This is a genomic window from Cryobacterium sp. Y62, assembly GCF_002929785.1.
In the GTDB taxonomy this organism is placed as follows: domain Bacteria; phylum Actinomycetota; class Actinomycetes; order Actinomycetales; family Microbacteriaceae; genus Cryobacterium.
Map to the genome: position 1 here is coordinate 1 of NZ_PJJK01000110.1, position 19,927 is coordinate 19,927.

Annotated in this window: 16 protein-coding genes; 4 read left to right on the forward strand and 12 right to left on the reverse strand. The window is 64.1% G+C overall.

The genetic code is table 11. The features are described 5' to 3' along the window. Positions 1–78: 78 nt before the first annotated feature. From CXY71_RS11575 to mvaD, 9 genes are all read right to left on the reverse strand, one after another. Complete coding sequence (locus tag CXY71_RS11575) at positions 79–1,494, reverse strand: cysteine desulfurase (protein WP_104135764.1); 1,416 nt, start codon at positions 1,492–1,494, stop codon at positions 79–81. After that, entirely contained in the window at positions 1,491–2,249 is a 759-nt protein-coding gene (locus CXY71_RS11580; RefSeq protein ID WP_104135765.1) for a metalloregulator ArsR/SmtB family transcription factor, read from the reverse strand. The genes CXY71_RS11575 and CXY71_RS11580 overlap by 4 nt, the downstream gene beginning before the upstream one ends. A 61-nt stretch (positions 2,250–2,310) precedes the next feature. Next, the gene (locus CXY71_RS11585; protein WP_104135766.1) at positions 2,311–3,876 is read right to left on the reverse strand and encodes an ABC transporter ATP-binding protein; all 1,566 of its coding nucleotides are present in this window, start codon (positions 3,874–3,876) and stop codon (positions 2,311–2,313) included. Beyond that, positions 3,873–4,718 carry an ABC transporter permease gene (locus CXY71_RS11590; protein ID WP_104135767.1) on the reverse strand — a complete coding sequence of 282 codons (846 nt, stop codon included), beginning with the start codon at positions 4,716–4,718 and terminating at the stop codon, positions 3,873–3,875. The genes CXY71_RS11585 and CXY71_RS11590 overlap by 4 nt, the downstream gene beginning before the upstream one ends. Then, a complete protein-coding gene (locus CXY71_RS11595) occupies positions 4,715–5,680 on the reverse strand; it encodes an ABC transporter permease (protein ID WP_233198278.1) in 966 nt (321 codons plus the stop codon). Before CXY71_RS11595 ends, CXY71_RS11590 begins: the two co-directional genes overlap by 4 nt. Next, the gene (locus CXY71_RS11600; protein ID WP_104135768.1) at positions 5,677–7,329 is read right to left on the reverse strand and encodes an ABC transporter substrate-binding protein; all 1,653 of its coding nucleotides are present in this window, start codon (positions 7,327–7,329) and stop codon (positions 5,677–5,679) included. The genes CXY71_RS11595 and CXY71_RS11600 overlap by 4 nt, the downstream gene beginning before the upstream one ends. 119 nt (positions 7,330–7,448) lie before the next feature. Continuing rightward, the gene (locus CXY71_RS11605) at positions 7,449–9,746 is read right to left on the reverse strand and encodes a hydroxymethylglutaryl-CoA reductase, degradative (RefSeq protein WP_104135769.1); all 2,298 of its coding nucleotides are present in this window, start codon (positions 9,744–9,746) and stop codon (positions 7,449–7,451) included. Beyond that, positions 9,743–10,741 (reverse strand): mevalonate kinase, encoded by a 999-nt coding sequence (locus CXY71_RS11610; protein ID WP_146071735.1) that lies wholly within the window; start codon positions 10,739–10,741, stop codon positions 9,743–9,745. The genes CXY71_RS11605 and CXY71_RS11610 overlap by 4 nt, the downstream gene beginning before the upstream one ends. Before the next feature lies 1 nt (position 10,742). Continuing rightward, on the reverse strand, positions 10,743–11,735 hold the full coding sequence (gene mvaD / locus CXY71_RS11615; RefSeq protein WP_104135771.1) for a diphosphomevalonate decarboxylase: 993 nt from the start codon (positions 11,733–11,735) through the stop codon (positions 10,743–10,745). Between the two features lie 150 nt (positions 11,736–11,885). Between mvaD and CXY71_RS11620 the strand changes: the two genes are divergently transcribed. Next, positions 11,886–13,358, forward strand: a complete 1,473-nt coding sequence (locus CXY71_RS11620; protein WP_104135772.1) for a hydroxymethylglutaryl-CoA synthase — start codon at positions 11,886–11,888, stop codon at positions 13,356–13,358. 42 nt (positions 13,359–13,400) lie between these two features. Here CXY71_RS11620 and CXY71_RS11625 read toward each other — a convergent pair whose 3' ends face one another. After that, positions 13,401–15,389, reverse strand: a complete 1,989-nt coding sequence (locus CXY71_RS11625; protein ID WP_104135773.1) for an aconitate hydratase — start codon at positions 15,387–15,389, stop codon at positions 13,401–13,403. 175 nt (positions 15,390–15,564) lie between these two features. Between CXY71_RS11625 and CXY71_RS11630 the strand changes: the two genes are divergently transcribed. Both CXY71_RS11630 and CXY71_RS11635 read left to right on the forward strand, forming a co-directional pair. Beyond that, positions 15,565–16,365 (forward strand): ABC transporter permease, encoded by an 801-nt coding sequence (locus tag CXY71_RS11630; RefSeq protein WP_233198277.1) that lies wholly within the window; start codon positions 15,565–15,567, stop codon positions 16,363–16,365. A 14-nt stretch (positions 16,366–16,379) separates the two neighbouring features. Beyond that, positions 16,380–17,138: an ABC transporter ATP-binding protein gene (locus CXY71_RS11635; RefSeq protein ID WP_199184291.1), complete on the forward strand. Its 759-nt coding sequence runs from the start codon at positions 16,380–16,382 to the stop codon at positions 17,136–17,138. Between the two features lie 12 nt (positions 17,139–17,150). Here the strand turns inward: CXY71_RS11635 and CXY71_RS11640 are convergent, their stop codons facing one another. Further along, complete coding sequence (locus CXY71_RS11640) at positions 17,151–17,429, reverse strand: helix-turn-helix domain-containing protein (protein WP_104135774.1); 279 nt, start codon at positions 17,427–17,429, stop codon at positions 17,151–17,153. A gap of 174 nt (positions 17,430–17,603) precedes the next feature. On the opposite strand from CXY71_RS11640, the gene CXY71_RS11645 reads away from it, so the two are divergent. Continuing rightward, the gene (locus CXY71_RS11645; protein WP_233198282.1) at positions 17,604–18,458 is read left to right on the forward strand and encodes a hypothetical protein; all 855 of its coding nucleotides are present in this window, start codon (positions 17,604–17,606) and stop codon (positions 18,456–18,458) included. A gap of 174 nt (positions 18,459–18,632) precedes the next feature. Here CXY71_RS11645 and CXY71_RS11650 read toward each other — a convergent pair whose 3' ends face one another. Then, positions 18,633–19,910: a CDP-glycerol glycerophosphotransferase family protein gene (locus CXY71_RS11650; protein ID WP_104135775.1), complete on the reverse strand. Its 1,278-nt coding sequence runs from the start codon at positions 19,908–19,910 to the stop codon at positions 18,633–18,635. Positions 19,911–19,927: the final 17 nt, after the last annotated feature.

Consider the following 19,927-nt stretch of genomic DNA (forward strand, 5'->3'; position numbering starts at 1 on the left):
TATTCTTGGTTTGCTAATTCTCGGACCTCGTCAGAGATCCCCGTCGTGGTTGTGGGTGCACTCATCTACTTCTCCTTGTCAATTGGTACAGGTCGCGAGGTGTGCGGGCGCCACCCTAAAAATTTCGGGAACCTGATCGAGAGCACTCAGCAGCGCCTCCACCTCAGCCACCGTGTTGTAAGCCGCGAAGCTTGCTCGTGTCGTGGCCGCAACATCCATGCGCTGATGCAGAGGCCAGGCGCAATGGTGCCCAACCCGAACGGCGACCCCGGCATCATCAAGAATTTGGCCGACATCGTGCGCGTGCACACCATCTACTACGAAGGACACGACACCGGAACGCTCCCGGACATCGACCGGCCCGATGACAGTGACCCACGGGCGTTTCGCCAGGCCGGCCAGGAGCACCTCGGTGAGGGCGTGCTCATGCGAGCTCACCCGCTGCATTCCCAGTCGTCCCAGGTAGTCGCACGCAGCGGCCAGGCCAATGGCCTGCGCAACAACCGGTACACCAGCCTCGAAACGTTGCGGCGGAGCGGCGTAGGTCGAGCTTTCCATTCGCACGTGCTCAATCATTGAACCCCCGGTGAGAAAGGGGGGCATGGCTTCCAACAGGCCGTAGCGGCCCCAGAGAACGCCGACTCCCAGCGGACCAAACATTTTGTGTCCGCTGAAAGCTACGAAATCGACGTCGAGATCGATCACATCAATGGCCAGGTGCGGCACCGATTGGCTGGCGTCCAAGACGGTCAGAGCACCGACAGCCCGAGCCCGAGCCACGATGGCGGCGACGGGATTAATCGTTCCCAAAACGTTCGACACGTGAGTGAATGCCACCACCTTGGTCTGCCCGGTGATGACCGTCTCCAGATCGTCCAGTTCGAGTCGACCGCCGTCGGTGACACCAATCCAGCGCAGGGTGGCACCGGTGCGGCGGGCAAGTTCCTGCCATGGAATGAGATTGGCATGGTGTTCCATCTCTGTGATCACTATTTCGTCGCCGGCACCGAGGGCGAACCGCGCCGCAATATCCGTTTCAACGCCGTTCATAGCCCCCATAGCGACCGCATTGCTGAAGGAATACGCCACGAGGTTCAGTGCCTCTGTAGCATTCTTGGTGAACACCACCTCCCGAGTTTGTGCACCGATGAAATGTGCAACGCTCGCTCGCGCGGACTCGAAGGCGTCGGTAGCTTCCTCGGCCAGTTGATGGGCGCCACGGTGAACCGCAGCATTGTGCTGTTCATAAAACGCACGTTCGGCATTGAGTACCTGGCGCGGCTTTTGCGACGTCGCCCCTGAATCTAAATACACCAAGGGTTTACCGCCACGCACCAGGCGCGTGAGAATGGGAAAATCGGCACGAATGGCGGCCGATTCCGCGGCGGTGAATGCCCCACTCGCGCAAATGTCACGCTGGGTGTTTTCTACGCTAGTGATATCCGAGCTGGCGATTGCCTGCACTTCGGAAATTAACTCAGCATTGCTGCTCATGCAATAGACCCTTCACTCGCATTGTTTGTTGTGGACGTCGTCGGCCGGGCCAGTGCGTCGATGGGAATAAACGTCGTACAGACGTGCTGACCGGCGCCCAATGTTGTTCGTCGTTCAACCGGCACTCCAAGCAGTCGGGAGAATACTTCGGTCTCGGCATCGCAGAACACTGGGAACTCCGCTGCAACATGCAGAACTGGGCAATGCCCCTGACAGAGCTGCACGCCGGCCACGGGCAGGCCAGTTTCGCCCGGGCGAATTGACGCTGCAAAACCGTCAGCGCTCAGTGCCGACGCCAGTGCCTCTGCCCGGTCGCGCACATTATTGCCCGTCGAGGGTAGCTGTGTAGCATACCGTCGCTCAAGCGCTGCGCTGCGCTCACGGGCGAACTCAGCCACGGCATCCACACCGGTGTGTTCTGCGAGAAAACGCAAGGCTGCGGTAGCCACATCGGCGTAATCGCTACTCATCCCGGCATGACCGGCTTGAGAGAGAACGTACGCCCGAGCCGGCCGCCCACGACCACCTGCCACCACCGGTTCACGTTCCTCGATGGAACCTTCTGCGGCGAGCTGGTCGAGGTGGCGGCGTACCGCAGCGGGCGTTAGTCCCAGACGTGAGGCGAGGTCGGCAGCGGTCAGTGGTCCATCCGCGGCGAGCAGCTGCTGCACCCGGTCCCAGGTGCGGGCCTCATCATTGCGTCCGGGAGTTGACCCGTCTAGATTCGCAGTTCCACGGCGATGAGTGATTAACATGACATAAGCATGTCCTAATTCAGCGCGACTGGCAACTTGCGCGTAACTCTGGGTGTTCCGGCTACGCCGTGGCCTGCGCGGCGAGCAGCTCGCGGGTGAACGGATGCTGCGGCGCCAGAAATAGCTCCGCCGCCGGCCCCTGTTCCACGACAATGCCATTTTTCATCACGAGGATGTCGTGGCTGAGTGCGCGCACCGCCGCGAGGTCGTGTGAGATGAACACCATCGCCAGCCCCGTCGTTTGCTGCAGGGAGGCCAGCAGTCCCAGCACCTGGGTCTGTATAGGCGCATCCAGCGCCGACACTGGCTCGTCGCAGACCAGGAGCCTCGGCTGCCGGGCCAACGCCCTGGCGATCGCCACGCGCTGCCGCTGCCCGCCGGAGAGCTGATGCGCACGCCGCCCCAATAGGGAATCGTTCAGCGCCACCAGCTCCAGAAGCCGAGTCGCCTGCTCCCGGCGTTCGCGCCGCACGCTCCGCGAACCGTCGAGAGCAATCGCCTCAGAGAGAATCTGCAGCACGCTAGCCCGCGGGTCGAAGGCGCTCAGGGAATCCTGGTGAATGATCTGAATGCCACCGCGCCTCGCTCGCCGCCGCGATTCCGGTACCCGGCTCCAGGGTTCGCCGTTCAATAGAACATCGCCAGAGTCCGGGGTTTCGGTGCCCAACAGCATCCGTGCCACGGTACTCTTGCCCGACCCCGACTCGCCAACGATGCCAACGGTGTGGCCGGCACGCAGCTCGAATGAAACTCCGTTTACAGCGCGCAACGGTGCGCTTGCGGGGCCGTAGGTCTTGGTGAGATCTCGCGCGGCGAGCACCACTGGGGCGGCTTTCGGCGGAGCTGGTACCAGGCTCTGAGATATCGAGGCTAGAAGCTCGCGAGTATACGGATGCTGCGGTGCGGCGAACAGAGCGGCCGTAGGCTGCAACTCCACGAACCGTCCGTCTTTCATCACGGCAATGTCGTCGGCGAGCTTGCGGATAATTGCGAGGTCGTGGCTGATCAGCAGCAGCGCGATGCCCGACTCCTTCAGCTGGCGCAGCAGCAGCACAATCTGCGCCTGAACGGTGACGTCGAGGGCCGTGGTCGGTTCGTCAGCGATCAATGCGGCCGGCGAAGCCGCGAGGGCCGAGGCGATGAGTGCGCGCTGACGCAGGCCACCGGACAGTTCGTGCGGGTATTGTCGGGCGCGAAAAGCGGGCTCCGGCACAGCAACCTGCCCGAGCAATTGCAACACGCGGCGCGAACGATCGGCGCGACCGAGCCCGGGTTCGTGCACCGCGAGGGGCTCGGCCACCTCGGCGCCCACTCGGCGCAGTGGGTCAAGGGAGACTAGAGCGTCCTGGCTCACGAGGGCGACGCGGGCGCCGCGCAGACGTCGCCAAGCTGGTTCAGTCAAGTCCCGAGCGTCCACTCCTGCCACGGTCAGTTCCTCGGCGGTGACGCGTGCACCGGCCGGGGTGAGTCCAATCAGGCTGCGGCCGGTTATCGTCTTACCGGCACCGGACTCCCCCACTATGCCCAGGCACTTCCCGGCGGCAATGCTGAACGAGACGCCGTCGACCACGGCGGCCTTCGAGCCCGGCAGAACCACGCGCAGGTTGCGCACCGTGATGGCGCTCATCGCTGCCGCCCTGCGCTTCGGGCCTGCAGGTGTCGACCGAGGATGCTCGTCGACACCACGGTGGAGGTGATCACGAGCCCGGGGAATACGGCGATCCACCAGGCGCTTGCAAGAAAATTACGCCCCTCCGAGAGAATGAGTCCCCACTCCGGCGTTGGCGGCTTCGGCCCGAGGCCGAGAAAGCTCAGGCCGGCCGCGGCAGTGATGGCGGTGCCAACTCCCATGGTGGCCATGACCAGCAGCGGGCCGAGGGTGTTGGGCACGACATGACGCAGCACGGCCAGCGCTGGCGACACACCCAGCGTGCGCGCCGCCTCTACGTAGCCAGCACGCTTGATCACGAGCGTCTGCACCCGGGCGACGCGCGCGTAGGACGGGATCACCGCGAGAGCAACGGCCATCAGCAGGCTCGCCTCGCCCGGGCCGATGATCGCGATCACTATCAGGGCCAGCAGAAACTCCGGAAAGGCCATCACTATCTCGATCGCCCGGCTCAGCACACCGTCGCCCACCCGGCGCACGAGCCCAGCGCACGAGCCGATCGCGAGACCAGCAACGAGAGCGATAAGCGTGGCGCCGAAGCCAATAGCGAGCGAGTACCGCGAACCATAGATCACCCGTGCGAACACGTCGCGGCCGGCCTGATCTGTTCCAAACGGATGCCCCGGGCCGGGCGCCAGCAGCGCCTCGCCAATGTTCGTACGGAGTGGGTCAGCGGCGGTGAACACGCCCGGCAGAAGGGCCGACAGCACGAGAAGCAGGAGGAACCCGACGGCGGCCCAGACGGCCGGGGTGGGCATCCGCTTGATTCGACGTGATGGGGCGGCTGCGAGCAGGCTCATGCGTAGGCCTGCTCGGTCGCCAGGCGCGGATCGATGCGCTCGAAGACCAGGTCGACGAACAGGTTGACCATGGAGAAAGCCGCCGCGGCGAGCACGATAATGCCGAGCACCACGGGTACGTCGCGGTCGACGATGGCGTTCAGAGCAACGCGGCCGAGTCCGGGGCGGGCAAAGACAGTCTCGACCAGCACCGAGCCGCCGAGCAGGGATCCGACCATATATCCGGTGAGCGTGATGCTGCTGGCGGCAGCGTGGCGCAGGGTGTGGCGCAGCACGAGGCGGGTGTGGCTGGCACCACGAGCACGCACTGTGTCAACGAAGGGCAGCGCCTCCGCGTCGTCGAGGCCCTGCCGCAGCACCTGGCTGATGATGCCGGCCACCGGAATGGCGAGGGTCACTGCGGGCAGGATGAGAGCGCCGAACCCGGCCGTGGCGACGACCGGAAACCAGCCTAGGCCGAAACCGAAGACACTGATCAGCACGAGACCGATCCAGAAATTAGGCGACGAGACAGCGACCAGCTCGAGTAGGCCAGCCAGGGGCGCTGTGCGCCGACCGCGGCCAAGCAACGCCGACCCGAGCGCGAGCAAGAGGGCGAACACCAGGGCCAGGGACATCAGCTGCACGGTGGGCGGGAATTGTTGGCCGATCACGTCAGCGACGGGTTGCTGCCGGCGGTACGAGGTGCCGAGGTCGCCCTGCACGAGACGGCCGAGGTATCCGAGGTATTGCACGAGCAACGGATCGGCGAGCCCCCAGTCTTCGCGGATCTGGTCGCGCACCTGTGCCGAGACGCTCCCGAGCCCAATCAGTGCGTCTACCGGGTCACCAGGGATCAGCCGCAGCGCGAAGAACCCTACCGTGGCAGCGCCCCAGACTACGAGTACCATGCCGCCGAGCCGGCCGAACAGGCGAGCACCGGGTCGGTCGGCGCCGCGTACCTGCCCGTAGTGCAGGGTCACGGAGCGGTCGTGAGCGACGCCCCGTAGAAGAGGGGTTGTCCGTACAGGTCGAAGCTGAGGTTTTTGATGGCCGAGCTATAGGCGGTGATCGCCGAGGGTACGGTGATCGGAATCATGGCCACGTGGGTCGCATTCCACTGCTGTAGCTGCTGGTAGAGGACCTCGCGTCCGGCTGGGTCGCTCGTGGCGATAGCGTCGTCGAGCAACGAGTCGACAATCGGGTCTGCGGTCGATGAGCCGTTCTTGTAGCCGCCGCTGTGCAGATGGGCGCGCAGCACGTCGGCGTCAACGCTAGGAAAGCTCCAGTCTGATAGGTCATAGTCGCGCGCGTTAAAATCTTCGTAGTATTGGGCAACTTCGAGGTTATCCCGCACGATTTCGAAGCCGAGTTCGCGCAGGTCGGACTGCACGACGTCGCCCAGGCTTGCGTTCGCGTCGGAAACCGGGTTGTAGGCGAGCCAACGGGCGCTCAGCCTGGCACCATCTTTGGTTCGGTAGCCGTCAGCGTCGCGCTCGGTCCAGCCGGACGCATCGAGCAGGGCATTGGCCTGGTCTGGGTCGTACTGCCAGCTGTCTTCGAGGCTCGGGTCGTAGGAGTTCGGCGTTGCCGGAGAGAGGATGCTCCACGCGCGCGCGGCCTGCCCCTGGTAGATGCTCTCAACGGCCGGGCCGATGTCGATGCCGAGCGCAAAGGCCTGGCGAACGTTTTGGTCGGCGAACACGCCGTGCGCCTCGTTGAGAAACAGCGTGTATGGCAGACCAGGCATCGTCACGTTTTCGATGGTGAACTCGTCACCGATCTGGCCAACGGTGTTCGGAGCAATGTCGCTGGCGATCTGCGCTTCCCCACTCGTGAGTGCGCCGGTGCGTACCGACGATTCAGGCAGAATACGAAACTCAAGCGTGTCGATGGCCGGCGCGCCCTGGTGGGTGCTGCCTTCGGGTGCCCAGTTATAGTTTTGGTTCGCGGTGAAGACGATGCTCTGATCTGGCGTGTAGTCGCTCAGCACGTACGGGCCGGTGCCGACCGAGATGCCCGGTCCCCCGGCGGGGAGCTGGGCGGCATTCTCACGAAGCGTCGCGGGCGAGTAGAAGCCCAGCTTAGCGGTGCTCACGGCTTGCAAGAACGGGGCGTATGGCTGACTGAAATCGACCCGAACGGTGTACTCGTCAACGACCGTGGTGCCCGCATAGAAGCCGCCGGTTTCGGCGTAACCGATGAGGCTGGCGGCATCCGCTGACGCCGTTTCGGGAGCGACGACGTGCTCGAAGTTGACTTTGACGGCCTCGGCGTTGAAGGGCTCGCCGTCATGGAAGGTGACGTCATTGCGCAGGGTGAAGGTGTACTGCAGGCCGTCGTCGGAGATCTGCCACGATGTGGCGAGCCACGGCACGAACGAGCCGTCAGTCTTCTGGTAAACGAGCGAATCGAAGGAGTTGCGCATCACAAGGGCGGTGGCTTGAAAGGCCGACGAGTGGATGTCCATCTTGCCGCCGCTGAGCGTGCCACCGTTGATGGCGTAGGTCAGGGTACTGGAATCGGTCGTGGTGTTTTGCGCGGTGGCACTGCACCCCGTGACCACAGCGACGGTGGCAATGATGGCTGCTGCTGCGCGCAGCCAGGATGTTGAATGGGCGCGAGAGCGCATAACTGGGGTCTCTTTCTCCGGCGCGGATCAAACTGACAACTCAGTACACTGCCCATCTAACGTACCGTGCGGTACATAACGCAGTAGAGCGCCGGCCCCGACCGCCTCACGGCGATCCACTACCGGATCTCGGTCAGGTAGGTGGTGTAACCGGCTTGGTGCAAGGCTGTTCGGATCGGATCGGTACCGGCGGGTCCAGCCAGAGCGATCATCGCGCCGCCTCCTCCTCCCCCGGTCAGCTTCGCGCCGAGCGCACCGGCCCCGCGAGCGATGGCGACCATCTGTTCGAGCTCGGGGCCCGACACCTGCAGGGCATTGAGCAAACCCTGGTTGATGTTCATCAGCTCGCCTAGTTCGGCCAGGTCGCCGCGGCGCAGGGCGTCGGCTCCATCCACAACTAGGGAGTCAATCTGGTCGAAGATCGCGTTGTAGCGCCCGGGATTCTTCTGCCAGGCCGCGCGCACTGAGGCCACGGTGTGTGCGGTCAGCGCGTGCACGGCGCTAAGACCGATCACGATCGGGATCGGGTTGGGGGTGACGATGTCGCGGATTTCATGACCGCTCGCGGCATCCGTTTTTCGAAACAGGATGGGCCGACCGAACGTGGCGACGGTATTGTCGATGCCCGATGGTGTGCCGTGCACGATCTTTTCGCACTCAAAGGCCAGGCTCGACACCTGCTCATCACTGAGCCGAATTTCGAAGCAGTCGGCGGTCGCTCGGATCAGCGCGACGGCGAACGCGGCCGAGGCTCCCAAGCCGCTCGCTCGCGGCAGTTCGGAAAACACGCCGACTCGTACGCCGGATTGGGGCAGCCCGAGACGCGCGGCGATCAACGTGGCAACCCGATGGGAGACATCGGGGCTGATCGGTTCCTGCGCCGAACCATCCACGTTCCAGTCGGTGATGACCGGCACCTGACCCGGCTCGCCGCGAACGACTTCAGCGCGCACGGTGAGGCCGATGGGCGCGGCGATGGCGCGGCGGCCGTAGACCACGGAGTGCTCACCGAGCAGGATGATCTTTCCGTAGCCGACCTGCGCGTGGGCACCGAGCGGCGCACGCGCCGGGAGCACGGTCGTCGTTGCGGCCGGCATCGCTACGGCCGGGGGCACCAAGACGCACGTTGGCGGAACCTCGAGCTCGGCCAGAATTTGCCGTGCCTTCCACACTTTGATCTCGCCGTCGACGATGAGTCGCTCGACGACCTCGTCGAATCGCGCAGGGCTGGTGCCGGCGGCCACCGCGACCGCTCGGGCGTGCAGGCGCATGTGGCCGTGTTGGATCCCCGTGGTCGAGAGCGCTTTGAGCGCGGCCAGGTTTTGGGCCAGACCAACGGCCACCATCACCTCGGCTAGTTCTCGCGCCGATCCGACACCCAAAATAGTGTGGGCGATGCGCACGGCTGGGTTTGATTCCACCTGACCGCCGACCGTGCCGACCTTCAACGGCATCGTGAGTTCGCCGACCAGATCGCCGGCCGCGTTGGCGCTCCAGGTCGACAACGGTGCGTAGCGTTCTCCGCGGGCGGCGTAGGCGTGGGCGGCGGCCTCGATGGCGCGCCAGTCGTTGCCGGTCGCGATCGCGACGGCGTCGATGCCGTTCATGATGCCCTTGTTATGGGTGGTGGCACGAAAGGGATCCATGGTGGCGAATTCGCTGGCCAAGATAATCCCGTCGCGCACCCGCTCGCCGGGATAGTCCTCGGTTGCCAGCAGGGCCCGTGGGATGACCGCGTGGGCACGTACAAGGGCGTGGTCAGTCAAATTTGAGAGGATGCGCAGGAATACCCGACCGGAGCTGATCTGCTCGATCAGGGGTGCGATGCGTTCGCACATGGAGTTGACCAGGTTCGCGCCCATCGCATCACGGGTGTCCACGAGCAGATGCACGACCAGCAGCTCGCCGTTCTGCGCCGTCGCTCCGCGCAGGTACACCGCAACACCGCGCGCGCCGCCGCCGCGGGCGACCATGTTCGCGTGGCCGCTGTTGGCCAGCTGCAGAATTTTCTCAGTCTGGGCGAGCAGCGCGCGGCGCGCCTCTGCCGGGTCGGAAAGGTCAACGACCTGCACCTGACCGATTAGCAGCGGCTCGTCGGAGGTGCTGCTAAAACCCCCAGCTTGCCTCACCAGAATCGCCATGGAACTGACCGCAGCCACGACGGACGGCTCCTCCACCACCATGGGAATCAGATAGTCCCGACCGTTGATCTGAAAGTTCAGTCCGAGCCCCAGCGGCATCGAGAAGACGCCGATCACGTTTTCGGTGAGTCGATCAGCGGTCTCGGCGTCGAGCAGACCGATACCGGGCTGCAGCATTGCATAGTCGGCATCGTTCAATGTTCCGCGTTCGTGTAGCAGCTCCAGTCGTTCCTGCACCGACTTCTGATAGAACTTCGCGATGCGCGAGCCGCTCATGATTCGACTCCGGCTGCGCCGAATTCCAGCGCCACAACGGATGCCCCGGCGTTAGTCAGAGCCGATTCGAGTCGCTCGGCGGACTCGCCGCTCGCGCTGAAGGCGAGTCCGACGTCGCCGCCGCCGGCACCGGAGGTCTTGAACACGCCGCCCCCTCGTTGAGCTACCGCGCGCAGCTCCCGGTGTCGTTCGGTAACGATACCGGCCTCGGCATGGGCGTCGAGCAAAGCCAGCGCGGTGAAGTAGTCGTCGATCAGGCGCAGAAAGCTAGCGCGGTCGGCGAGTGCTGATTGCGCCATGTGCGCGAGCCGGGTCAGCCTGGCCAGGTCCTCATCGTGTTGCAGTGGATGCTCAGCACCAAAGTCGTTCACCCGGCCGACCAGGTCGGTTGTCGCCGACCCTTCACCGGTGACCACGGCCAGCATGGTGAGATCGTTCGGCCAGCGCAGCGCCACGGGTGATGCCCCGACGGTAAAGGAAAGCAGACCGCCATAGACACTCGCGGCGACATCTCCGCCGCTGCCCGTGCCGTTTTGAGTGGCCCGATGGGCTGACTGGGCTAGCGCAAAGAGCGCCGCGCGATCGAGGTGAAGCCTCGAAGCCTCGGCCAGGGCAGCCGTGAGCGCGCTGGCCACCGCCGCGCTCGACCCGAGTCCCAATTTGTGGCCGTCGCGCGTGAACTCAGCGCTGTCGATGCTGATCTCGAACGGACCGCCGCCGCTGGCTCGAGCGCGCACTGCCACTCGCACCGTGTCGAACAGGCGCAGGGTCGACCGGGTCTGGGCGTTGAGGGCGGCCGGCAGTTGCCCTTCATCGTCGAGGTCGAGGTGCTGGATACCAATGCTCGGGGCGTGCAGCCGCCAGGACCCGGCCGGTGCGACCGTGACGGTGACTCGGCGATCGACGGCCGACAGCAGCGCCGGTGCGCCCTGCAGAACCGCGTATTCACCGAGCAGAAACAGTTTTCCGGGTGCCGACGTCGCTGTGAATGTCACGTCAACCCAGCCGGTAGGCGTCGGGGCCGAGCGCGCTCTGGCGTACCTCGAGCACGCCAGTCACACTCAACAGTGCGGCGTGCACCCTGGACGCGTCGGTCGGCAGGCAGAGCACCTTCACCTGCGGTCCAGCGTCAATGGTGAAGTAGGCCGGCACGCCGTTCGCGCGCAGTTCGCGAACGGCGTGCATCGTCGCGACCGTCGCGGCATTCCAATAGATCAAAGCTGGCCGGGTGGTGAGCATCAGCGCGTGCAGCTTGAGGCAGTTATACTCGGCGAGTTCGCCGAGACGCACGAAGTCGCGAGCGGCGATCGCGGCCCGCATATCGGTGAGATCCCCAGGGGCCGTCGCCAGCCATGCCGGGTAGAAAGGCGAACTGACCGCGGTAGCGCCCATGCCGACGGTCGAATTGATCGGCTTCGCACCGTGCTCGGTGATAGCGACCATAATGGCGAGCGGCCAATCCGCGACAGGCAGCAACTGCTCGGCGTAGGAATCTGAGCCGTCGGCGACACTGCCTGCGTGCATCTCGGCGAAACCGCCGAAGATGGAACGGGCGGCCGAACCGGAACCGTGCCTGGCCAGGATGGACAGCTCCCGCGCGGTCGGCATGAGACCTGCCGCGCCGGTCGCGGCGACGGTAAGGGCGGCGAAACCGGACGCCGACGAGGCCAGCCCGGCTCCGGTCGGGAAATTATTCGCGGACTCCACGATCGCACACAAGGTCGCACCTCGGTAGTGACGCACCAGGTCGAGAACACGGCTGACCCCGGTAGCGTCGTGCTGGCGTCCGTTCAGCCATAACTCATCGGTCGCCAGCTGCGGCTGAAAGGTCACTCGGGTGTCGGTGTGGAGGGCGTCGAGGGTGATCGAGATCGACCCGACCGCCGGGGTGTTGAGAACGGCATCGTTCTTGCCCCAATATTTGACCAGCGCAATATTGCTATGTGCGCGGGCGCGGGCCGTAGCGCCGGCCTCAAGGGTCTGTGACACAGGACTGCTCCGATCGGTTCTGCCTCTATTTTAGCCGAGCCCCCGACGCCATCTGGCCGAATCGGGCCGCGCCCTGACTCGCAGCCTGGCCGACTAAAGTAATGTGACCGTCGCGGACCCGCAAACACCTGAAAAGTGAAGTAGACACAGTTGGCTCCTGGAATTAGTGGTTTCTCCCTGTACCTCCCGCCGTATCGCGTTCAGCTCGAATCGTGGTGCGAGTGGAATGACCAACCGTGGGAGAAATTCCGTTCGGTGGTCGGACGCAGTTTTCGCATGCGCGCACCCCGACAGAGTGTCTATACCTTCGCGGCCACCGCGGTCTGGCGGCTGATTCGGGACTACGACATCGACCCGACCCAGGTCGGGCTGCTCGCCCTCGGAACCGAATCAAGCACCGATAATTCGGCCGGTGCTGTCATCGTGAAGGGCATGGTCAATGAGGCCCTCGCTGCGGCCGGCTTACCCCTGTTGGCCAGAGACTGCGAAGTGCCGGAATTCAAGCAGGCCTGCCTCGGCGGCGTGTACGGCATAAAAGCTGCGCTGCGCTACTTGGCAACGGATGGTCGTGGTCGCCAGGCCATCGTCGTCTGCGCCGACATCGCCGAGTATGCGCGCGGTGGCAGCGGCGAGCCCACCCAGGGTGCGGGCGCCGTCGCCATGCTGCTGGAGAGCGATGCCCGGCTGCTGGAGGTGGACCTTACCGGGGCCGGCAGCGATTCCGACTATCGGGTGGCCGACTTTCGCAAACCGTTTGCCCGTTTTCGCAATCAGCCCGCGCGCGACGACGGCCAGCTGCAGGACCTGCCCATATTCAACGGGCATTACTCCACCAGCTGCTATATCGATGCCACCCACCACGCTATGACGGCGATGCTCGACAAACGCCCCGGCCGAAACCTTGACTATTTTCACGACATCGACGCGGTGTTCATGCACCGCCCGTATCACCAGATGCCCACCACCGGGTGGGTCATGGCCTATCTCTTCACCCTCGCGCATGACACCGACGGTCATGACGAGCTGCGCGCACTCGCCGCCGATGCCGGTGTCGACGCCGAACTCCTGATCGCCGAGCTGCTGGAGCCAACACCATTCGGCGTCATCGGTGCACAACTGGCCGAAAACACCGGCGACGTCTTTCCCCTGGCGCGCCGGGCGCGCAACCAACTGCGCAAAACTCCGCTCTGGAACACCCTCGTTCAAGAAAAGCTCGGACTTGGCTCCGAAGCCATGCGCGACCTCGGCAATCTCTACACCGCGGCCCTGCCGGCTTGGCTCGCCGCCGGCCTGCACCAGGCCCTGACCAGCGACCTCGACCTCGCCGATCAGGACTGGCTGGCCCTCGGCTATGGCAGTGGCGATGCGGCGGAGGCCCTACCGCTACGCGTCGTAACCGGCTGGCACGACGCGGCGGCGCGGATCAATTTCGACCGTGCGCTACTCGGAGCGGTCGATCTGAACGAAACACAATACATCGACGTGCACGCGGGACGCCTGATCGACATCGCCCCGCCCGCCCACGACGAGTTCGTGGTCGATCATGTCGGAACGTCGAACGGCCCTGACTTCTTCGACGATGGTGTCGAGTATTACCGCTACGTCGGTAGCCGCAGCGAGTAAACAGAACGGGGCCGATTAGAGCCAGCCCCGTTCCTCATACCGTTATTCGGCTGCGCCGATCAGCGGCTCGCCCTGCGCGTGCCGGGCGCGCAGCCAGGGGATCAGACCGCCGACCAGGAGCATCTCAATCTGGCGGGTGGAGAGTTCATGCCGCACCGCATAGGTCTCATTGCGGGTGGTATTGCGAACGAGAATCTCCGTGCCGTTGGTGAGCGCCTCCCGAATGCCATCCAGAACCAGAACGTCGTCACGCGCAATGCGATCGTGATCGGCGGCATCCGTGAATTGCAGCGCGAGTGCACCGAAGTTCGCGAGGTTCTGCCAATGAATGCGCGCAAACGAGACCGCCAGTACCACCCGCAGACCGAGGAACCGGGGCGTGATCGCGGCGTGCTCGCGGGATGATCCCTGCCCGTAGTTGGCGCCAGCGACAATCATGTGGCCGGTCGTGTCCCGGCTGAGGGCCGCGCGCGTCGGGTAGGTCGGGTCGACCTGGTCAAAGGTGAATTCGGCAAGCTTGGGCACGTTGCTGCGAAACGGCAAGACACGCGCACCGGCCGGAAGAATCTCATCCGTTGAGATATCGTCGCCGACGATCAGGGCAACGGGTGCCTCGATGCGCTCGGCGAGCGGGCCGAAGACCGGCAGGGACGAAATATTCTCGCCCTTGACCAGCTTGATGGTGAGCGATTCCTCCGCCGGCAGCGGCGCCTCGAGCATGGTCAGATTCACACTGGAGAATTCGGGCAGGACGATCTCGGGGTAGTCCATGCCGAACAGGTCGGCGAGGTCTCGCGGATCGGTTATTTTTCCGGTCAACGCGGCCGCAGCCCCGGTTTCCGGCGAGCAGAGGTAAACCGAGTCCTCCTGGGTGCCGGAGCGGCCCGGAAAGTTGCGCGGCATGGTGCGCAGGCTGATGCTGCCATTGGCAGGTGCCTGCCCCATGCCGATGCAGCCCATACAACCCGACTGGTGCAGCCGTGCTCCGGCCCCGATCAGGGCCAGGGTGGATCCCCTCTTGGTCAGGTCCTGGAGAATCTGACGCGAGCTCGGGTTGACGTCCAGGCTCAGTCCGGGGAAAGACTGTCGTCCCTTGGTTATCGCCGCAACGATCGCAAAGTCGCGCAGACCCGGGTTAGCGGATGACCCGATCACCACCTGCTCGACCGGCCGGCCGGCAACCTCGCTCACCGGAACGACATTGCCCGGAGAACTGGGCAGGGCGATCAACGGAACGATCGTGGCGAGGTCGATCTCCTCGGTCACATCGTAGGTAGCGTCCGCGTCGGCGAGCAGTTCAACGAAGTCGGCCTCGCGCGCTTCCGCGCGCAGAAAAGTGCGTACCTGATCGTCGGCCGGGAACACGGTCGAGGTGGCACCGAGCTCGGCACCCATATTCGCGATCACGTGGCGGTCCATGGCTGTTAGACCGGCCAGGCCCGGTCCGTAGTACTCGACGATGCGATTGACGCCGCCCTTAACACCGTGCCGACGGAGCATTTCGAGGATGACGTCCTTGGCGCTCGTCCACGGCGGAAGCTGGCCGGTCAGGCGCACACCCCAAATCTGAGGCATACGAATATAAAGCGGTTCACCGGCGATCGCAAGCGCCACCTCGGTGCCGCCGACGCCGATGGCGAGCATGCCGAGCGAACCGGCCGCCGGGGTGTGGCTGTCGGAGCCGACCATTGTCTTACCCGGAATACCGAAGCGCTGCATGTGGGTGGGGTGCGAGACCCCGTTACCGGCTTTGGAAAACCAGATACCGAAGCGCTGGCAGGCTGAGCGCAGAAAGTCATGGTCTTCGGCATTCTTACTATCCGCCTGAAGCAGGTTGTGGTCGACATATTGTACGGACACCTCCGTGCGGGCGTAATCCAGGCCGAGCGCCTCAAGCTCGAGCATGACCAGGGTGCCCGTTGCGTCCTGGGTGAGGGTCTGGTCGATCCGGATGCCGATTTCAGTACCCGGCACCATCTCCCCGACTACCAGGTGCGAGGCGATCAGTTTCTGAGCGACGTTGTACGCCATGTGGGCTCCTTTTCCGTGTGTGATCACCGCGTAGACGAACGTCTATCGACGCAGTGCGCGGATCTTCAATCTAAGCGATCACGAGACTGACGGCCACTATTTGGGCGTGATTGGGCCGGAGACAAGTAGCCCCGGCTGGCACGGGGCGAAGCCAGGCTCCCATACGATAGACGGCGTGAGTAGTTACGCGCTGGTGCGCCCCGAACAGCGCACGCCGACCGCCCGGTATCGGCATTCCCTCTGGCTGCTGACGCAGCGCGACCTGCGCGTTCGCTACTCCACCACGGTTCTCGGCTACTTCTGGTCTATTCTCGATCCGCTCGTCATGGCGGGCATCTACTGGTTCGTCTTCACCCAGGTATTTGACAAAAACGTCGGCAACGAGCCCTATATCGTGTTCCTCCTGGCCGCCCTGCTGCCCTGGATGTGGTTCAACGGAGCTGTCTCCGATTGCACGAGGGCATTTCTGCGCGAGGCTAAGCTCATCCGCTCCACCCGCATCCCCCGCACGATCTGGGTGAACCGCCTCGTGCTCTCCAAGGGCATCGAATTTCTCGCCTCGGTACCGGTACTCGTTCTGTTCGCCATTGTCTACGGCGCGCAACTGCACATCGACGCGCTGTTCTTTCCCCTCGCCATCGTGATTCAGGCCGCGCTGACCGCGGGCGTCGGCTTGCTCGTCGCACCGCTCGTCGTGTTCTTTCGCGACCTGGAACGGGCCGTCAAGCTCATCCTGCGATTTCTGTTCTACGCCTCCCCCATCATCTACAGCACCACCGACCTCCCGCCCGTACTGCATTTCTGGGCTGCTTTCAATCCACTGACCGGCATCTTCAGCCTCTACCGTTCAGCTTTTTTTCCGGAGCAACTCGACTGGTTCGCCGTTGCGATCAGCGTTGCCATGTCCTTGGTCTTCCTCGCCCTGGGGCTGCTGGTCTTCCGCCGCACCGAACGCGCCGTTTTGAAGGAGATCTAGTGGCCGTGGACCCAATGTCGCTCGGGGTGCTGCCGGTGATTTCGCTAGTGGATGTCGGCATCCGCTTTCGCAGGAATCGTCGCGGTCGTCGCAATTTCAAGGACCTCTTCGGTGCCAGAAACCGGCGCAGCCGTCCGGGCGAATTCTGGGCCCTGCAGCACGTGAGCTTCACTGTGCAGCCAGGGGAAGCCATCGGTGTCGTCGGCCGCAACGGCCAGGGCAAGTCCACCCTGCTCAAACTCGTCACCGGAGTCGTGCTTCCCGATACCGGAACGGTGCACGTGACCGAGGGCGTCGCACCGCTGATCGAGATCACCGGCGGATTCGTCGATGACCTCAGCGTGCGCGACAACGTCTACCTCACCGCTGGCCTGCACGGCATGACCCGCAAGCAGATCGCCGCACGCTTTGATGAGATCATTGAATTCGCCGAGATCGCCGACTTCATCGACACGCCGTACAAGCATTTATCGAGCGGGATGAAGGTGCGCATCGCTTTCGCCGTGATCTCCCGGTTGGAAGAACCCATTTTGCTGGTCGACGAGGTACTAGCCGTGGGCGATAAGGCCTTTCGGGAGAAGTGCTACCAGCGCATCGAAGAGCTTCTGGCCGGCGGCCGAACGCTGTTCATCGTGTCGCACAATGAGCGAGACCTGCATCGGTTCTGCACGCGCGGCCTCTACCTCGACCGAGGCGATCTCGTGCTCGATGCCCCGATCACCGACGTGCTTGAGCGCTACAACGCGGACTACGTCGTCAAGCCCAAGGCCTGACCATAACCATCCTCAGCGAAAGTTAATGGCCAGGTAAGCGTCACGGGTTGGCGGAAGCTGTTCGACCTCCAGGCCAATCACCAGCTCACTGAGTTCAAGTTGTAGAACGGCGGCGAGTCGAATGAGCGTGTACATCGTCGGGTTTCCGTAACCCCGATCAATCCGCGCATAATTCGACACGTTGAGTCCGGCGAGCAGGGCGACCGACTCCTGATTGAATCCAAGAGTCAGGCGTCGTTCGCGCAGACGGCGGCCAAGCAGTCTGGACGCTTCTGATTTCGGCTTGGGCATTCCTCAGTTGTAGCCGCCCACCCCGGTCTTGACTAGCGGCTGGACAATTGCCCAGACGTGGTATTTGATGTCGTGCCGGAGTCGACGCGCGGTACAGCGTGTGCCCGGGGGCACCACGTACACTCGACAAGATGGGCGAGGAGAGGGTGATCAATGGCCAGGAAAAGCACACCGATGCTGTCATCGACCGGCGGAAATCCGCAGGGCGGCGCTCTACCGACCGGGTTTGTAAAGGGTTTCGATCGGGTTCTGGCCATTCACCGGCCGGTCGTCCTGGCCCATATCCGCAGCATCCGTCGCCGTAATCCATACGCCTCGCCGGAGCAGATCGTGCGCATCCTGGAGAAGCGCTATCTGGCAGCAGTCACGGCCGGAGGTGCAGCAGTGGGCGCGACCGCCGTCATTCCCGGGGTCGGCACTGGCGTCACCCTCGCCCTGTCTGGCGTGGAGACCGCCGGCTTTCTCGAGGCGACGGCGCTGTTCACCCAGTCGGTCAGCGAGGTACACGGTATTGCCGTGGAGGATCCAGAGCGGGCTCGCGCCCTCGTCATGACCATGATGCTGGGCCGGGAGGGCAGTGATCTGGTACGCCAGCTCGCCGGGCAGATCACCGGTTCGGGCACGGCGCGCACCACCTACTGGGGCGAACTCATCACGAACAACCTCCCCCGGGCAGTTCTGGGCCCCCTGACCGACCGGCTCAAGAGCGCTTTTCTGCGTCAGTTCGCCACCCGTGGCAGCGCCAGCGTGCTCGGCAAAGTCCTCCCGTTTGGCATCGGAGCGGTCATCGGCGGTGTTGGTAATCACATTCTGGGCAATAAGGTCATGCACGCGTCACAGTTCGCTTTCGGCCCGCCGCCCACCGGGTTTCAGCCGGATCTGGAGCCACGAGTACGCGAGATCCGAGTGCGAGAAGCGCGCCGGGGCAAGTCGGTGGCGGCGGGACAGACCGAGCCTTGGGCATCCAATTCGAGGCCGACTGCCCCGCCGCAGTCGCTCGAATCGCGGTCCAACCCCGCACGGGACTAACGCGTCGGGCGTACTAACGCTGCTCGCGCAACCCCAAGCTGCTCGCGCGCGTGGCCTGCCCGGCGCGCGAGCCACAATCGGGTGCCCGTGCAGCACAGTACCAAGGCAGCACAGTACCCGCAGCACAGCGGCGCAAGCTCGCCCGAACGCGCAACGCCCGGTCAGAACCCGACGCTATAGCTCATCTTCGGGAATCGTGGCGGGATCGCGCACGATGGGCACATCGTAGTCGTGCACGGCGGCGAACCGATCCCATTCGTCCATGAGGTGCTGCACGGCCGCGTGCAGGCGGACCGTCGCAACGCCGGGGGCGGTGTCACCGAAGTACCGGTGCACCCAGCCCTGCAGTCGTTCGACCGCTGCGTCATCGTGGGTGAGCCGGTCGACGACGGCCGCGATGTCCCCGGCTTGCTCGTCGGAAAGCCATTCGCAGTCGGAGAGGTAGCCACTCGTGTCGATCACGGCCATCGGGTTCACCGGGCGGGTAATGATGAGCGGCTTTCCAGTGGCGAGGCGGTCATACACCATCGCCGAAATGTCGACGATCGCGAGATCTGCGGCGGCCAGCTGCCAGCCGAGGTTTGGACCGGAGTCGTAGACGTGCTGAGCGCTGGGATCGCGGGCATTCGCGGCGGCGATAGCGCTGATGATGGTCTTATTTGCGGCACCATAGTGGTGGTCGGCGACGCCGCTGCGTGGGTGCGGACGGTAGATGACCCGATGCGTTCCGGTGTCCAGCAGGGCGCTGACCAGCGCGACGCCGTGAGTCGCGGCGGAGCCATAGGCGGCGGCGGCCCGATCGCCCTCCCAGGTTGGGGCGTAGAGCACGACCTGACGTTCGTCGGGCGTGTAAGGCAGCTCGCCGCTAAAGTAGTCCGCCTGCGGGCGCCCGATTTTGATGGCACGCTTGTCGAAGTCGTAGTCCCAGAGAACCTGGTCCAGTCGGGCCAGCGCAGCATCGCCGGCGACGAACGAGTAATCGTAAGCCTTGAACTGGTTGGTGATCATGTACATCTTGTCGCTCTCACCGTGGTTGATGAAAACGTGCCAGCAGCGCCCGTAGCGCATCATTTGAAAGTTGCGCGGGTTCTGGTTGACGTAGAACACGATGCGAATGTCCTGCTCGGCGACAATCTGCTCGAGCTGCGACACCGTGCGCGCGTAGGCGACCGGAACCGGCGACTCGTCCATGAGTTTGAGGGTGCCTCCGCCGGTGCGGCTGAGCACGAGCACCGGCCAGGTCTTGGCGAGGGTAGCGAGCGGCCGATACCATTGCCGCATTTGGTACATGTTGACCGGCCCGTCAGCAAAGTAGACGGCGATCTTGAAGTGGTTATCCTCGCGTAATTCCCGCGATTTCAGCGGGCCGCGCAGCGCGTGTTGCGCCTTGCGGGATGCCACAACATCCTTGACCAGCTTGACGGCGCGCCTGAGGTCTTTCCGAATTACCACCAAACCAGCCTACCGTC

Excerpts from the sequence above, each read along its gene's own strand:
- CXY71_RS11575 (WP_104135764.1), bottom strand. The coding sequence starts at position 1,494 with ATGAGCAGCAATGCTGAGTTAATTTCCGAAGTGCAGGCAATCGCCAGC.
- CXY71_RS11580 (WP_104135765.1), bottom strand. The coding sequence starts at position 2,249 with ATGTTAATCACTCATCGCCGTGGAACTGCGAATCTAGACGGGTCAACT.
- CXY71_RS11585 (WP_104135766.1), bottom strand. The coding sequence starts at position 3,876 with ATGAGCGCCATCACGGTGCGCAACCTGCGCGTGGTTCTGCCGGGCTCG.
- CXY71_RS11590 (WP_104135767.1), bottom strand. The coding sequence starts at position 4,718 with ATGAGCCTGCTCGCAGCCGCCCCATCACGTCGAATCAAGCGGATGCCC.
- CXY71_RS11600 (WP_104135768.1), bottom strand. The coding sequence starts at position 7,329 with ATGCGCTCTCGCGCCCATTCAACATCCTGGCTGCGCGCAGCAGCAGCC.
- CXY71_RS11605 (WP_104135769.1), bottom strand. The coding sequence starts at position 9,746 with ATGAGCGGCTCGCGCATCGCGAAGTTCTATCAGAAGTCGGTGCAGGAA.
- CXY71_RS11625 (WP_104135773.1), bottom strand. The coding sequence starts at position 15,389 with ATGGCGTACAACGTCGCTCAGAAACTGATCGCCTCGCACCTGGTAGTC.
- CXY71_RS11635 (WP_199184291.1), top strand. The coding sequence starts at position 16,380 with ATGTCGCTCGGGGTGCTGCCGGTGATTTCGCTAGTGGATGTCGGCATC.
- CXY71_RS11640 (WP_104135774.1), bottom strand. The coding sequence starts at position 17,429 with ATGCCCAAGCCGAAATCAGAAGCGTCCAGACTGCTTGGCCGCCGTCTG.
- CXY71_RS11645 (WP_233198282.1), top strand. The coding sequence starts at position 17,604 with ATGCTGTCATCGACCGGCGGAAATCCGCAGGGCGGCGCTCTACCGACC.